The organism is Citricoccus zhacaiensis (genome assembly GCF_014645315.1).
Lineage (GTDB): Bacteria > Actinomycetota > Actinomycetes > Actinomycetales > Micrococcaceae > Citricoccus > Citricoccus zhacaiensis.
The window spans coordinates 17,616-30,109 of sequence record NZ_BMLQ01000012.1 but is presented as its reverse complement, the minus strand read 5'-3'; the positions used below and the strand labels follow the sequence as shown (position 1 = coordinate 30,109).

12 protein-coding genes are annotated in these 12,494 nt (G+C 69.7%); 7 read left to right on the top strand and 5 right to left on the bottom strand.

The genetic code is table 11. The features are described 5' to 3' along the window. The first annotated feature begins 1 nt into the window (after window position 1). From IEX49_RS15635 to IEX49_RS15615, 5 genes are read left to right on the top strand one after another with little or no spacing between them, the layout of a single operon-like run. Window positions 2-1,144: a CapA family protein gene (locus IEX49_RS15635; protein ID WP_188807068.1), complete on the top strand. Its 1,143-nt coding sequence runs from the start codon at window positions 2-4 to the stop codon at window positions 1,142-1,144. Further along, window positions 1,141-2,382, top strand: coding sequence for a CaiB/BaiF CoA transferase family protein (locus IEX49_RS15630; protein WP_188807066.1), 1,242 nt, complete (start codon window positions 1,141-1,143; stop codon window positions 2,380-2,382). Before IEX49_RS15635 ends, IEX49_RS15630 begins: the two co-directional genes overlap by 4 nt. Before the next feature lie 5 nt (window positions 2,383-2,387). After that, complete coding sequence (locus tag IEX49_RS15625) at window positions 2,388-3,470, top strand: 2-hydroxyacyl-CoA dehydratase family protein (protein ID WP_229672818.1); 1,083 nt, start codon at window positions 2,388-2,390, stop codon at window positions 3,468-3,470. Next, complete coding sequence (locus IEX49_RS15620) at window positions 3,467-4,750, top strand: 2-hydroxyacyl-CoA dehydratase family protein (protein ID WP_188807062.1); 1,284 nt, start codon at window positions 3,467-3,469, stop codon at window positions 4,748-4,750. Before IEX49_RS15625 ends, IEX49_RS15620 begins: the two co-directional genes overlap by 4 nt. Beyond that, complete coding sequence (locus IEX49_RS15615; protein WP_188807060.1) at window positions 4,743-6,035, top strand: MFS transporter; 1,293 nt, start codon at window positions 4,743-4,745, stop codon at window positions 6,033-6,035. The genes IEX49_RS15620 and IEX49_RS15615 overlap by 8 nt, the downstream gene beginning before the upstream one ends. A 39-nt stretch (window positions 6,036-6,074) precedes the next feature. Here the strand turns inward: IEX49_RS15615 and IEX49_RS15610 are convergent, their stop codons facing one another. Further along, on the bottom strand, window positions 6,075-6,695 hold the full coding sequence (locus tag IEX49_RS15610; protein WP_188807058.1) for a MarR family winged helix-turn-helix transcriptional regulator: 621 nt from the start codon (window positions 6,693-6,695) through the stop codon (window positions 6,075-6,077). A gap of 102 nt (window positions 6,696-6,797) precedes the next feature. After that, the gene (locus tag IEX49_RS15605) at window positions 6,798-7,280 is read right to left on the bottom strand and encodes an acyl-CoA thioesterase (RefSeq protein ID WP_159553023.1); all 483 of its coding nucleotides are present in this window, start codon (window positions 7,278-7,280) and stop codon (window positions 6,798-6,800) included. Between the two features lie 235 nt (window positions 7,281-7,515). On the opposite strand from IEX49_RS15605, the gene ligM reads away from it, so the two are divergent. Beyond that, window positions 7,516-8,943: a vanillate/3-O-methylgallate O-demethylase gene (ligM, locus tag IEX49_RS15600; RefSeq protein WP_188807056.1), complete on the top strand. Its 1,428-nt coding sequence runs from the start codon at window positions 7,516-7,518 to the stop codon at window positions 8,941-8,943. Between the two features lie 71 nt (window positions 8,944-9,014). Here ligM and IEX49_RS15595 read toward each other — a convergent pair whose 3' ends face one another. Continuing rightward, a complete protein-coding gene (locus tag IEX49_RS15595; protein ID WP_188807055.1) occupies window positions 9,015-9,692 on the bottom strand; it encodes a TetR/AcrR family transcriptional regulator in 678 nt (225 codons plus the stop codon). Window positions 9,693-9,832: 140 nt separating this feature from the next. On the opposite strand from IEX49_RS15595, the gene IEX49_RS15590 reads away from it, so the two are divergent. Further along, entirely contained in the window at window positions 9,833-10,486 is a 654-nt protein-coding gene (locus IEX49_RS15590) for a hypothetical protein (protein WP_188807053.1), read from the top strand. A gap of 8 nt (window positions 10,487-10,494) precedes the next feature. On the opposite strand, the gene IEX49_RS15585 is transcribed toward IEX49_RS15590, so the two are convergent. Continuing rightward, complete coding sequence (locus tag IEX49_RS15585) at window positions 10,495-11,058, bottom strand: septum formation family protein (RefSeq protein WP_188807051.1); 564 nt, start codon at window positions 11,056-11,058, stop codon at window positions 10,495-10,497. 42 nt (window positions 11,059-11,100) lie between these two features. Beyond that, on the bottom strand, window positions 11,101-12,468 hold the full coding sequence (locus tag IEX49_RS15580; protein ID WP_188807049.1) for an MFS transporter: 1,368 nt from the start codon (window positions 12,466-12,468) through the stop codon (window positions 11,101-11,103). Window positions 12,469-12,494 lie beyond the last annotated feature (26 nt).

The following is a 12,494-nucleotide window of genomic DNA, read 5'->3' as shown; positions in this document are numbered from 1 at the left end:
TATGGCACCGACGACCACCATCATGGCCACCGGGGACCTCGTCCTGGAACGGGAGGATGCCACCTCGCTCCTCGCCGCCGTGGCCCCGGTCCTGGCGGAGGCCGATGTGGTCATCGGCCAGCTCGAGGTGCCGCACACCGAGGCCACCGCCACGATGTCCTCGGACGTGCCAGCCCTGCCTGCGCCGCCGTCCGCGCTGGACGCGGTGGCCGGTGCGGGCTTCGACGTCCTCACCTTGGCCGGGAACCACGTCTATGACTTCGGTGGCGAGGGGATCGAGGACACCCGTCGGCACTGCCGGGACCGGGGCATGGTGACCACCGGCGCCGGCGGTGACCTGGTGGAGGCCTGGCAACCGGCCGTCGTCGGGCACGAGGGCCGGAAGGTCGCGGTGCTCAGCGTCAACTGCGTGGGTCCCCGGGAGTCCTGGGCCGGGAGCAGCAAGGCCGGCTGCGCCTGGATCGAGGTCGTCACGCACTATGAGCCCCGGGGCGCCAACCCCGGCGGACCGCCGCGGACCTACACGTTCGCCGAACCGCGGTCCCTGGCAGCGTTCTCGGACCGGGTGGCGGCCCAAGTGGCGGAGGGCACGGACGTGATCGTCGCCCTGCACCAGGGACTGGTCCACCAACCCGTGGACATCGCGCAGTACCAGTACGAGATCGCCCACGCGGCGATCGACGCCGGGGCGGTGGCCGTGATCGCCCACCACGCCCACATTCTCAAGGGGATCGAGGCCTACCGGGGCCGGCCCATCTTCCACGGGCTGGGCAACCTCGCCACGGTGACGCACGCCCTGGGCGGCCAGCCCGGGGACTCTCCCGAGCGGAGGGCCTGGGCCCGGGAGCGGATCCGGCTGTTCGGGTTCTCACCGGACCCCGCCATGCCCGAGTACCCCTTCCACCCCGAGAGCCGGAACACGGCGATCGCCGTCATCACCCTGGAGGCGGAGGGGCGGGTCAGCGCGGAGGTCATCCCGTGCTGGATCGACGACGACGCCCGTCCCGTTCCCGTGCCCCGCGCTGATGGCGGTGAGGCCGTGGGCCACTACCTGCAAGAGATCACCCGCGAAGCCGGCCTGGACACCGTCCTGGCCTGGAGCGGAGACCGACTGACCGTACAACTGGAGGACCATCCCCGATGAACACCGTGACCGCACCGCTCAAGGGCAAGACCGTCATCGACCTGACCACCGCCCTGGCGGGCCCCTATGCCACGCTGCTGCTGGCCGGCCTCGGCGCCCGGGTGATCAAGGTGGAGAACCCCGCCCGCGGCGGGGACTCCTCCCGCAACAACTCTCCCTATGTCACCGAGGGTGGCCTCAGCCTGCGCCGTACCTCGGATGACGACATGTCCGTCTCGATGATGCTGCGCGGGCGGGGCAAGGAATCGATCACGTTGAACCTGAAGCACCCGGAGAGCCGCCAGGTGCTGTTCGACCTGATCGGCGAGGCGGACATCCTGGTGGAGAACTACAGCGCCGGGGTGACCAAACGCCTCGGGATCGACTACGCCTCCGTGCGCCACCTGAACGAGAAGCTCGTCTACACCTCGATCAGCGGCTTCGGGGCGGGTCCGGACAACGGGGACCGCAAGGCCATGGACACCATCGTCCAGGCACTCAGCGGCGTCATGATGACCGCCGGGGAGCCGGGCCAGCCCCCGGTGCGGTTCGGTCTGCCGATCGGGGACCTGTCCGCACCGCTCTTCGCGGTGATCGGCACCCTGGCCGCCGTGCTGCAGGCCGAGCACACCGGCGAGGGCCAGCACGTGGACGTCTCCATGCTGGGGGCGCTGACCTCCATGGTGGCCTGCGAGCCCTTCGATGCCTTGGAGTCCGTGGGCTTCCCGCTGCGCACCGGCGCCCACGTGCCCCGGCTGGCGCCGTTCGGCACCTTCCGGGCCGCAGACGGCTACTTCGCGATCTGTGCACCCACCGACCAGTTCGCCGCCGGGGTGCTCCGCGCCATCGACCGGCCGGACCTGCTGGACGCCGAGGACTTCGGCACCCGGGACGCCCGGGTGGCCAACGCCGACCGCCTGCACGGGCTGATCGCCGGCTGGGCTGCCGAGAAGCCGCTGGACGAGGTGCTGCAGGCCCTGGACCGTGAGGGAGCACCGGCCGCCCCGGTGCGCTCGACCGCCGACGCCGTGAGGGACCCGCTGGTGGTCCAGCGCGGCGAGGTGGTCCCGCTCGTCCACCCGAAGTTCGGGCACTTCGAGGGGCTCTACGGCTCCGGGCTGCCCATGGTCTTCTCCGCCAGCCAGACCACCCTGGACGTGCCGGCACCCCACCTGGGCGAGCACACCGATGCGGTCCTGGGAGCCATCGGTTACGACGCCGGCCGGATCGAGGATCTGCGCGCCGCGGGAGTGCTGTGAGCGCGATGCGCATCGGCGTGGTCGGGGCCGATGTACCGCGGCAGGTCGTCCTGGCCTGCGGGGCCGTCCCGGTGCGGATCCTCGGCTCCTGGACCGGTGCGGTCTCCCAGGAGGCCACCGAGCTGCTCGGGGCCGCCGACGCCGTGGCGGCCCGGGTTCTCGACGAGATCCTCTCCGGCGACCATGACGAGCTGGCCGGGCTGGTGGTCTGCAACGACTCCATGGCGGACCTGCGCGTCTACTACGTCCTGCGCATCCTGGACGAGCGCGGCCGGGTGCCGTTCCCGGTCCACCTCCTGGATGCTCCCCGCGGTGGCGGTGCCCATCGGCGGCGTTTTGTGTCCCACCAGTACGAGAGACTGGCGGCCTTCGTCTCCGGGGTCACCGGCCAGCAGGTCGACGCGACGTCGCTGGCCGAGGCCGCGGCGCGCGAAGCAAAGCTGGGCCAGGCGCTCGAGGCGGTGCAGGGCCGGCGTCGAGAACGGGTTCTCTCCGGAACCACGGCGCTGACGGCCTACCGTGCTGCGGCCCAACTGTCTCCCGAGGACGCCTGGGAACGGATCGGGGAACTGGTCCGGAGCGCGGCCGAGCCGGTGGAGCTGGACGAGCCCGCCGAACTGGCCGGTGCGCGGGTACCGGTGTACCTGACCGGCAGCTCGCATCCGGATGCCACCGTCTACGCGGCGCTCGAGGCGGCCGGGGCCGTGGTGGTGGGGGAGGACCATGACGCCGGCGACGCCGCCTGGATCGGGGACGCCGTCAACGCCGCCACGCTGGAGGAGGCCTGCGCCCAGCTGGCCGACCGGCACACCGCCCGGCCCCCGGCGGCGGCCCGCTCCCTGTCCTCCGAACGGACTGAGCACCTGCTGGCGGAGACGGAACGCTGCGGTGCCGCCGGGGTGGTGGCGCTGGTGCGGGACCTGGACGACGGCCCTGTCTGGGACCTGGCGGAGTACCGCCCGGCGCTGGCCAGCCGTGACCTCTGGCTGGCCGAACAGCTCCGCGTGCCCGCCGGCGGTGTCCAGGACGCCACCGCTGGGATCATCCGCGCGCTGCAACGGAACGTGAACAGGAAGGACGCGCTGTGACCGAGCCGCGAACACCGGCCCAGCCGCGAACACCACAGGCCCCCGCAGGGCAGCGGCTGCGCTCGGCCGTGGCCGCCACCCGCCACCAGAAGGAGTGGTTCCAGACGGTGCGCCAGCGCGCGGCCGCCGGTGAGCCGATCGCCCTGGTCAACGCCGATGCCCCGCACGAGGTCTTCCGCGCCCTGGACATCCCGTACGTGGTCACGCAGTGGTGGTCCTCGATCATCGCCGCGAAGCAGGCCGGGCCGGCCTCCATGGACCGGTTGGCCGCTGGAGGGCTGCCGGACTTCAGCCTCCAGTACGACGCCATGCCGCTGGGGGAGCAGGATCTGCCGGCCGAGGACCGGCCGTGGGGCGGGCTGCCGGCCCCCCGCTTCGCGGTAGCCGAACGCAGCGGGGACGTCACGGCCAAGATCTTCGAACAGTGGGGCAACCGCCCGGGAACCGAGACCTTCCTGCTGTCCCGCACCGGTGCGGACCCGGTGCCGGACCGGTGGTGGGAACTGGTGCCGCACCAGTGGGAGCAGGCCTTCGGCACGGAGCGCCTGGACCTGCTCGAGGGCGAGATCCAGGACCTGATCGCCTGGCTCGAGGAGCGGACCGGACGGACCATGGACTATGGCCGCCTGGCCGAGATCATGGCCCTGGGCAACGAGCAGGCCGAGTGGAACCGGCGCACCCGGGACCTGATCGCCACCACCCGGCCCACCCCGGTGCTCGTCAATGACACCATGCCCGCCGTGATGGCGCCGCAGTGGCAGCGCGGCACCCAGTGGGCCGTGGACGCGGCGCGGAGTCTCTATGAGGAGACCGCCGAGCGTGTGGACCGGCAGGTCGCCGTCTGCCCGGGGGAGCGGAAGCGGCTGATGTGGGTCGGCCGCGGGCTGTGGTCAGACCTGGGCCTGTACACCCGGTTCCAGGAGGAGTTCGGGGCGGTGTTCGTGTGGTCCATGTACCTGGCCATCGCCGCGGACGGCTACCTCCGGTACGGCGACGACCCCGTGCGCGCGCTCGCCGCCCGGTTCGTGGGGATCACCGACCAGCTGTACGTGCCGCCGTGGTCCTCCCAGTGGTACGTCAAGGAGGCCCTGACCCACGGAGTGGACGGCGTGGTGCACCTGGTGGCCGACGACACCCCGGGCAGCGGATTCATCACCGAGGCCCTGGAAGCCGAGGGGATCCCCGTACTGGAGATCCGGGCCAACAACGCGGATCAGCGGTCGAGTTCGGCCGCCCGGATCCCCGAGCGGATAGCCGAGTTCATCCGGCGCCGTGTCTGAGCCGGACGAACCCGGCCCGGAGAGAGAGCCCGGCCCGGAGAGAGAGCCCGATCCGGAGGGAGATCCCGGCGCGGAGGGCAAGTCGAGGTCCCCGGCAGTATCGGGATCGTCAGGCCCGTTCCGGCAGCGGAATTTCTCCCTGTACTTCATCGGCCAGGTCATCTCCAACACCGGGGTCTGGTTCCAGAACCTGGCCCTGCAGCTGGTCGTCCTCAACGCCACAGGCAGCGCCCAGGCCCTGAGCGGCATCACGATCGCACAATTCCTGCCCATCTTCGTGCTGGGTCTGGCCGCCGGCCGACTGGTGGACCGGGTGGCCGCCCGGACCGTGCTGCTGGTGACCTCGCTGCTCTCCGCCGTGGTCACAGCCGCCCTGGCGCTGGTGGTGACCGAGGACCCGAATCTGTGGCTGATCTATGGGCTGGTCGGCGTCCTCGGCTCCGTCCAGGCCTTCGAACGCGTCGCGGCGCAGGCGATCATCTTCGAACTCGTGGGACCCGGCGGCCTGTCCAGTGCCGCCTCGATCAGCACCATCGCCCTGGCGGCCGCCCGCTCCGTCGGCCCGGCGCTCGCCGGCCTCGCCTTCCAGGGGCTGGGGGCGGCCCTGTGCATCCTCATCAACGCCGGTGCCTACCTGGTGGTCTTCGGCACCCGGTGGATGATCCACCCGGCCGAGCTGCACCCCCGGGCCCAGCACGACGGCGGAGCCCGCCCGCGCGGCCGCGTCCCGTTCCAGCGCGGCCGGGACGTAAACACCCTGCTGGTGGTGAACGTGGTGGTGTCCCTGCTGGCCATGAACTTCGGTCTGGTGCTGACCTCCACAGTGGACCTCAGCTATGGCGGGGATGCCGGTGCTGTCGGCGCCGTGCACACGCTCAATGCCGTGGGCGCCGTGCTGGGAGGGATCCTGGCGGCCCGGCAGCGCAAGGTCTCCGTGCGGGCGATGGTCCCGGCCACGGCGGTGTTCGGGGTGGTGCTGGCGTTGAACGCGGCAGCACCCACCCTGGCGCTCTTCCTGTGCGCCGCCCCGCTGCTGGGACTGGGGATCGGCTACTACCAGGGGATCGTCAACGCCGCGGCACAGGAGTCCGTGGACCCCCGGTTCCTCGGGCGCATGATGTCCTGGATGACCCTCGGCAGCTATGGGATGGTGCCGTTCGGTGCCCTGCTCATGGGTTGGCTGATCGATGCCAGCTCCGGGCGGGTGTCCCTGGCGGTGGCCGCCGCGAGCGCACTGGTCTGCACCGCGCTGGTGCTGGTCCGGACGGCGCCGTCGCGCTCCTGAGGCTGTCGCCAGAGCGGGAACTGTCGGCCGGACTGGGGATCAGTCGGCGGAGCCGTCCGCGAGGTCGCCGGAGTCGCTGGCATCCTTGGCGTCCCTGCCGGCGGAGCGCAGGCGGTTCGCGGCCAGGCGCGAGGGGACGTGCCGCGGCCGGCTGGTGATCTGCCGCCGGGAGATGGCGTCCGCCTCGGCCTCGTCATCCCCGAAGTATCCGCCGGCGAGTTCGCGGGCCGCGTGGTCCAGGACGTCGACGATCGAGTTGCCGAGGTCCTCGCCCACCGCGGCGGTGAGCCGCCGCTCGTGGCGCTGCAGCTCCTGCCCACAGCGTTGGACGAGGTCCCAGCCGCTCTCGGTCAGCTTGACCAGGCGCACCCGGCGGTTCGTCGGGTGGTTGCCGCGTTCCACGAGGCCGAGGTCGATCAGCTCGTTCGCCACAAGGTGGGCGGCCTGTGCGCTGACGAAGGTACGCCGTCCCAGCTGGGCGTTGGAGAGGGGCAGCCCCTCGCCCAGGACCTGGAGGATCAGGAACTGTGACAGCGTCACCCCGTGGGCCAGGGCCAAATTCTCGGTGAACCGGTCCAGCGCCCGGCTCAGCCGGTAGGCGGTGTAGTTCAGCCGGTCGGTGGCCGGAGCGCCGCGCGCGTCTCGTTCGATCTCTGTCACCCTTTCGAGGATATCAAGTCGCTTGTGATTCTCCGCCACCGTTCAGGTGGGCGGTGCCGGTGGGGCGAGGGCCGGCGTCGGGCAGGGGTGTGTGGTGCTGCATCAGCTGCGGTTCTGCACCGGGAGGCGGTCCCGGTGATAGGTGATATCCGTGTAGCCATGCGGGACGGGTTTGCCGTCCGGGCCGAGGGAGACGAAGACGATCTTCTCGATGGTGAGGATGACCTGGCGGGTGATCATGTTGCGGACCTCGGCGCGCATGGTCAGGGAGGTGCGGCCGAAGTGCGTGGCCTTCAGGCCCATTTCGATCATGTCCCCCTGCTCGGCGGAGGAGACGAAGTTGATCTCGGAGATCAGCTTCGTGACGCTGCGGTGGTTGCCAAGCTGGATGATGGCGTAGATGGCGGCCTGCTCGTCGATCCAGCGCAGGAGCGAGCCGCCGAAGAGGGTGCCGTTGGCGTTGAGGTCTTCGGGTTTGACCCACTTGCGCGTGTGGAAGCTGACGCCGTCCGTGGCCGGATCGATGGGTCCGTCCAGGCCGATCGTGGGCAGGGCGGCGGTGCGGTCGGTCGGTTCTTCGCTCATGGTCCGAGCGTAGCCCGCTCGGGGTGTTGCGTCCGGGCCGGGCAGGGCGAAGGATGCGGAGAAGAGGCGAGAAGCGGGCGAGGAGGGGAGGAGTAGCGGGCGAGGAGGGGACGAGGAAAAAAGGTCTCGACATACCTATCGTCATAGGTATATGGTCTGGAGTGAACCTCGTGTGGTGCGGATCACCCCCGTCCGCGCGGTCGCCCCGGCAGTAACCCCAGAAAGGACCGTTTCGATGACCGAAACCGTTGCAAACACCAAGTCCCTGCAGGACGTGCTGGACGCGTCCGGCAACGTGGTTGACCACCTGCGCAACTCACAGATCGGCGCCTACATCTACCCCGTCGTCGCGCCGGAGTTCTCCAACTGGCGCTCGGAGCAGCGCGCCTGGCGTGACTCGGCTGTGCTGTTCGACCAGTCGCACCACATGGACAACCTGATCCTGCGTGGCCCGGATGCCATCAAGCTGATCTCGGACACCGCCATCAACTCCGTGGCGAAGTTCCCCGTGAACAAGGCCAAGCAGTACGTCCCCACCACCCCGGCCGGCCACGTCATCGGTGACGGCATCCTGTTCCGCCAGGAAGAGGAGGAGTACGTGTACGTGGGCCGCGCCCCCGTCACCAACTGGATGCTCTTCCAGGCCCAGCGCGGGGACTACAAGAACCTTGAGATCGTCGAGGACCGCCGCTCCCCGTCCCGCCCCATGGGCAAGCCGGTGCACCGCGAGTACTACCGCTTCCAGATCCAGGGCCCGCGTGCCTGGGAGATCATCGAGAAGCTGCACGGTGGCTCGCTGGAGCAGCTGGGCTTCTTCAACATGTCGTGGATGAACATCGACGGCACCCAGGTCCGCACCCTGCGCCACGGCATGTCCGGCGCCCCGGGCCTGGAGATCTGGGGCCCCTACGCCGACTACGACCGCATCCGTGAGGCCATCCTGGCCGCCGGCGCCGAGTTCGGCATGCTGCCCGTGGGCTCCCGCGCCTACCCGTCCAACACCCTGGAGTCCGGCTGGATCCCGTCCCCGCTGCCGGCCATCTACACTGGCGACGGCATGATGGCCGAGTACCGCGCCTGGCTGGGCGCCGACTCCTACGAGGCCAACAACGCCGTGGCCGGTTCCTTCGTCTCCGACAACATCGAGGACTACTACCTCAACCCCTGGGAGCTCGGGTACGGCAACTTCGTGAAGTTCGACCACGACTTCATCGGCCGCGAGGCCCTCGAGAAGATCGACCCGGCCGCCCAGCGCAAGAAGGTCACCCTGGCATGGGACCCGGAGGACATCAAGCGCATCCAGTCCTCGCTGTATGACACGGAGGGCACCCCCTTCAAGTACTTCGACCTGCCGCTGGCCAACTACGGCTCCTCGAACTACGACGCCGTGGTGGACGCCGACGGCAACGTGGTGGGCGTGTCCATGTTCACCGGCTACTCCGCCAATGAGAAGCGCGCCCTCTCCCTGGCCACCATCAACCCGGACGTCCCCGAGGGCGCCGAGCTGAAGGTCATCTGGGGCGAGCCGGACGGCGGCACCCGGAAGACCACCGTCGAGCCGCACGTGCAGACCGAGGTCTCCGCCACGGTCTCCCCGGTTCCGTTCTCCGCCGTGGCCCGCGAGTCCTACCAGGGCGGCTGGCGCACCGGCTACAAGGGCTGATCCCCTCGGCCTGAACGGCCACGAATCCGCTATGCGGGCCATCCCCACCGGTGGGGTGGCCCGCATGGTCATCAGGACGACGTCGGCGCCTCACCTTCCGCAGGTGGGGCGCCGACGTCGTCCCTGGCGTTTGTCGGGTCAGGCAGCGGTGAGCCGAGCACCGCATCCACGGCCAGGTACAGGGTCGCGGTCTCATGGGCCAGGAGGGAGGCGTCCGCCGGCAGGGCGCGTTCAATCGAGAGCCCATTGACCACCGTCATGAGGAACCGGGCGCGGGCCGACGGGTCGCCGGCGGGCATGGCACCCTCCTCGGCCAGGACGGAGAGCCAGTACTCCACGCGATGCTGTGCCTCCCGCCAGATAGCCTGATATGCCGCGTCGGACTCGTCGGTCGGCTCCGGGGCGATGAACGTGCGGAAGACGGTGGCCCAGCCGTCCCGGGCCTCCTGCCCGACGCCGGCCGGTGCGAGGATGTTGCGCAGGCAGCCGACCAGGCGGTCCCGGGGCGGCAGCGAGCGGTCCTTGATCTGGTCGTCCGGCGCCACCACCTCGTAGATGGTCTGCAGGACCGTGTCCTGGAGCTCGCGCTGGGTCGGGAAGTGGTATCGGAGTGAGCCGGTGCTGATGCCGGCCCGCGCGGCCACGGCGCGCACGCTCAGCCGGGCACGAGGGTCCTCGGAGACCATTTCCGCGGCCGCGATGATGATCCTCCCGCGAGTGCCGATGTCTGCTGCGTCCTTGGATGCCATCGGCCCATTCTCGCACTCAAATAACACGCTGTGTTACGGTTTCAGCGCAGGACTAACACGGCGTGCTACAGGGATGCGGCGAAGGGTCCGGGATCGTCATCAGCACGACGCCGGCCCGGCACCCCGGAGGAGGGCAAGGCATGTTCCAGGACTGGCGGCGGGATCGCCTGACCAAGCGCGTGAAACCGGGCGACGGGCGTCCCCTGAAACGCTTTCGCTGGTGGCAACTGCTGAACCGCGGCCTCATGCACCTGCGGATCACCGGCGAGGATGGCCAGCCGGTGGACTATGCCGTGAGCGTCGGCTATCTCGGTGATGCGAAGACCGGCGAGGTCATGGCCCGGCTCTACCTGGACGGCAGGCTCCACGCCGAGTCCAAGTCGCCCGCCGTGTTCCCCGTTCCCGGTGGGGTCATTGAGGTGGCCACGAGTGCCTTCGGGCTCAAGCGTTGCCACTATGTCACCGAGGACGGTGCCGCCCGCCAGCTGGTCCCGGATTCGCGTTCCGCCGAGGGGCGCCGCGCGCGCTTTGATAGTTCTCACCCGGTGTGGAGCCGTTGGATCGGTGTGATCTCCCTGATCCTGATCGGCATCGGGGTCGTCCTGGTCCTGCTGGAGCTGGCCGAGCAGCTGACTGCCATTCCGCCGGTGGCCGAGAGCATCGGGGCCTTCGTCTCGCCGGTGCAGCTGCCGCTGTGGCTCACGATCACCCTCGGGATCGGAGCAGTGGCGGGCAGTACCGAGCGGGCCCTGCGGTTGAGATACCGGTGGTTCCTGGACGGTGCGGCGGGCTAACGCGGGCACTAACCGGCTGCGGGGGCAGCCATCTGTGAGCCGATCATCCGGCCGCCGCTGTTGAGCTGCAGTGCGCACTGCACCTGGCGGTCACCCTCGGACCAGGACCCCTCGGACGGGGTGTACATGGTGTAGCCCAGATCCGACTGCGCCGGTTCCGTGCCCGTGAGGGACACGAACTGCTCGCGGCAGCCCTGGTCGGCCTGCTGGTGAACCGCGGATTCACCAGGCCAGGCCGGGTCGTCCAGCTGGAACAGGGCGTACATCTCCAGGTCGTGGGCCACCTCGCACGGAACCACCGCCACCTCATACAGCCCCTCGGCGGCGGGCCGGTCGAAGCACTGGCCGGGGGAGAGCTGGAAGATGCTCGTCGCCTCCGCCGAAACGGCCGGTGAGGGGGTCGAGGCACCCACCACCTCCTCGGCATCTCCCGGACCACCGCAGCCGGCGAGGACGGCCGCGAGGGCGAGCGCCGACGTCGTGCACAGAACCTTCGAAGCCTTCCGCGCCCTGTAGACGCCAGCGACCGCCCGGACTCTGCCGGACGGTCGCTGCGCGGGGTGCTGGCTCATGGACCCAGCCTACGAGACCGCGGGGTGCGGATCAGTTCCGGCTCAGAAGGCACCCTCGGACTTGAGCTTCTTCAGTTCGCTGCGCTTCAGGCCCAGGAACTGCATCGGCACCTTGTAGGTCTCCGGGCCGGTGGCGAAGGCGATGGCGGAGAGCACGGCGAACCCGCAGCACATCCAGGCCACGGGACCCCAGTTGGCGGTGTCGCCACTGGTCATCAACTGGGCCAGGGCCGGGGCGAAGCCGGAGACGAGCAGGCCGAGCATGAGGCCGATCGCCATGCCCGAGTAACGGACCCGTGCGGGGAACTGCTCCGGGAAGCTGGCCATATAGGAGCCGTTGGGTGCTGCGTAGAAGACGCCGAACAGGATGATCGCGGAGATGAACACCATGGCCACGTTCCCGGTGCCGATGGCGTTGAAGAACACGAACATCATCACGCCGGCTCCCAGGGCACCGCCGATGAAGACGGGCTTGCGGCCGATCCTGTCCGAGAGCCAGCCGTAGAACGGCTGGGTGAGGACGGCGGCGAAGTTGCCGGCGGCGATGGCCAGCAGCATGGTGGTGCGCTCGATGCCGTTGTACTCGACCGCGTAGGCCAGGCCGAAGACGTTGACGACGGTGTTCATCATGGCGAACGTGGCGGCGAACATCACGCGGACCACAGAGGCCCAGTGGCTGCGGAACAACTCGACGAACGGGACCTTGACGACCTCGTTGGCCTCCTTGGTCTCCTCGAAGACCTCCGGCTCGTCCAAGGTGCGGCGGACGACGAAGGCGAAGATGGTCAGGAGGATGGAGATCCAGAACGGGACGCGCCAACCCCAGGACAGCAACGCCTCGTCGTCCATGGCGGCCACCGGGATGAAGACGAGAGTGGCCAGCACGATGCCGAACATGATTCCGGACATGGTGAAGGAGGCGAAGAAGCCACGGCGGCCCGCCGGGGCGTGCTCCATGGACAGCGAGGCCGCGCCCGGCGATTCACCGCCGGCGGACAGGCCCTGCAGGAGGCGCAAGAGCACCAGCAGGATCGGGGCCCAGATGCCGATCTGGTCGTAGGTCGGCAGACATCCGATCAGGAGGGTGGACACGCCCATCATCAGCAGGCAGGCCATCAGGGTGTTGCGGCGGCCGAAGGTGTCTCCGAGGTGCCCCCAGAGGACGGCGCCAAGGGGGCGGGCCACGTAGGCCACGCCCAGGGTGCTGATGGACAGCAGGACGGAGGTGGCGCTGTCATCGGCGAAGAACACGGAGCTGAAGACCAGCGCCGCGGCCGAGCCGTAGATGAAGAAGTCGTAGTACTCCAGGGTGCTGCCCAGGAAGCCGGAGAGCGCGGCGCGCCGGGCGTTCCGGGTGTCTCCGGGTGCGTTGACGGGAACCGAAGCTGGTTCGGTGATTGCAGTCGACATGGACCGCCCTTTGTCTCGTGGGAACC

Coding starts and splice junctions, on each gene's coding strand:
- IEX49_RS15585 (WP_188807051.1), bottom strand. CDS start 11,058: ATGAGCCAGCACCCCGCGCAGCGACCGTCCGGCAGAGTCCGGGCGGTC.
- IEX49_RS15590 (WP_188807053.1), top strand. CDS start 9,833: ATGTTCCAGGACTGGCGGCGGGATCGCCTGACCAAGCGCGTGAAACCG.
- ligM (WP_188807056.1), top strand. CDS start 7,516: ATGACCGAAACCGTTGCAAACACCAAGTCCCTGCAGGACGTGCTGGAC.
- IEX49_RS15605 (WP_159553023.1), bottom strand. CDS start 7,280: ATGAGCGAAGAACCGACCGACCGCACCGCCGCCCTGCCCACGATCGGC.
- IEX49_RS15595 (WP_188807055.1), bottom strand. CDS start 9,692: ATGGCATCCAAGGACGCAGCAGACATCGGCACTCGCGGGAGGATCATC.
- IEX49_RS15635 (WP_188807068.1), top strand. CDS start 2: ATGGCACCGACGACCACCATCATGGCCACCGGGGACCTCGTCCTGGAA.
- IEX49_RS15625 (WP_229672818.1), top strand. CDS start 2,388: ATGCGCATCGGCGTGGTCGGGGCCGATGTACCGCGGCAGGTCGTCCTG.
- IEX49_RS15630 (WP_188807066.1), top strand. CDS start 1,141: ATGAACACCGTGACCGCACCGCTCAAGGGCAAGACCGTCATCGACCTG.
- IEX49_RS15580 (WP_188807049.1), bottom strand. CDS start 12,468: ATGTCGACTGCAATCACCGAACCAGCTTCGGTTCCCGTCAACGCACCC.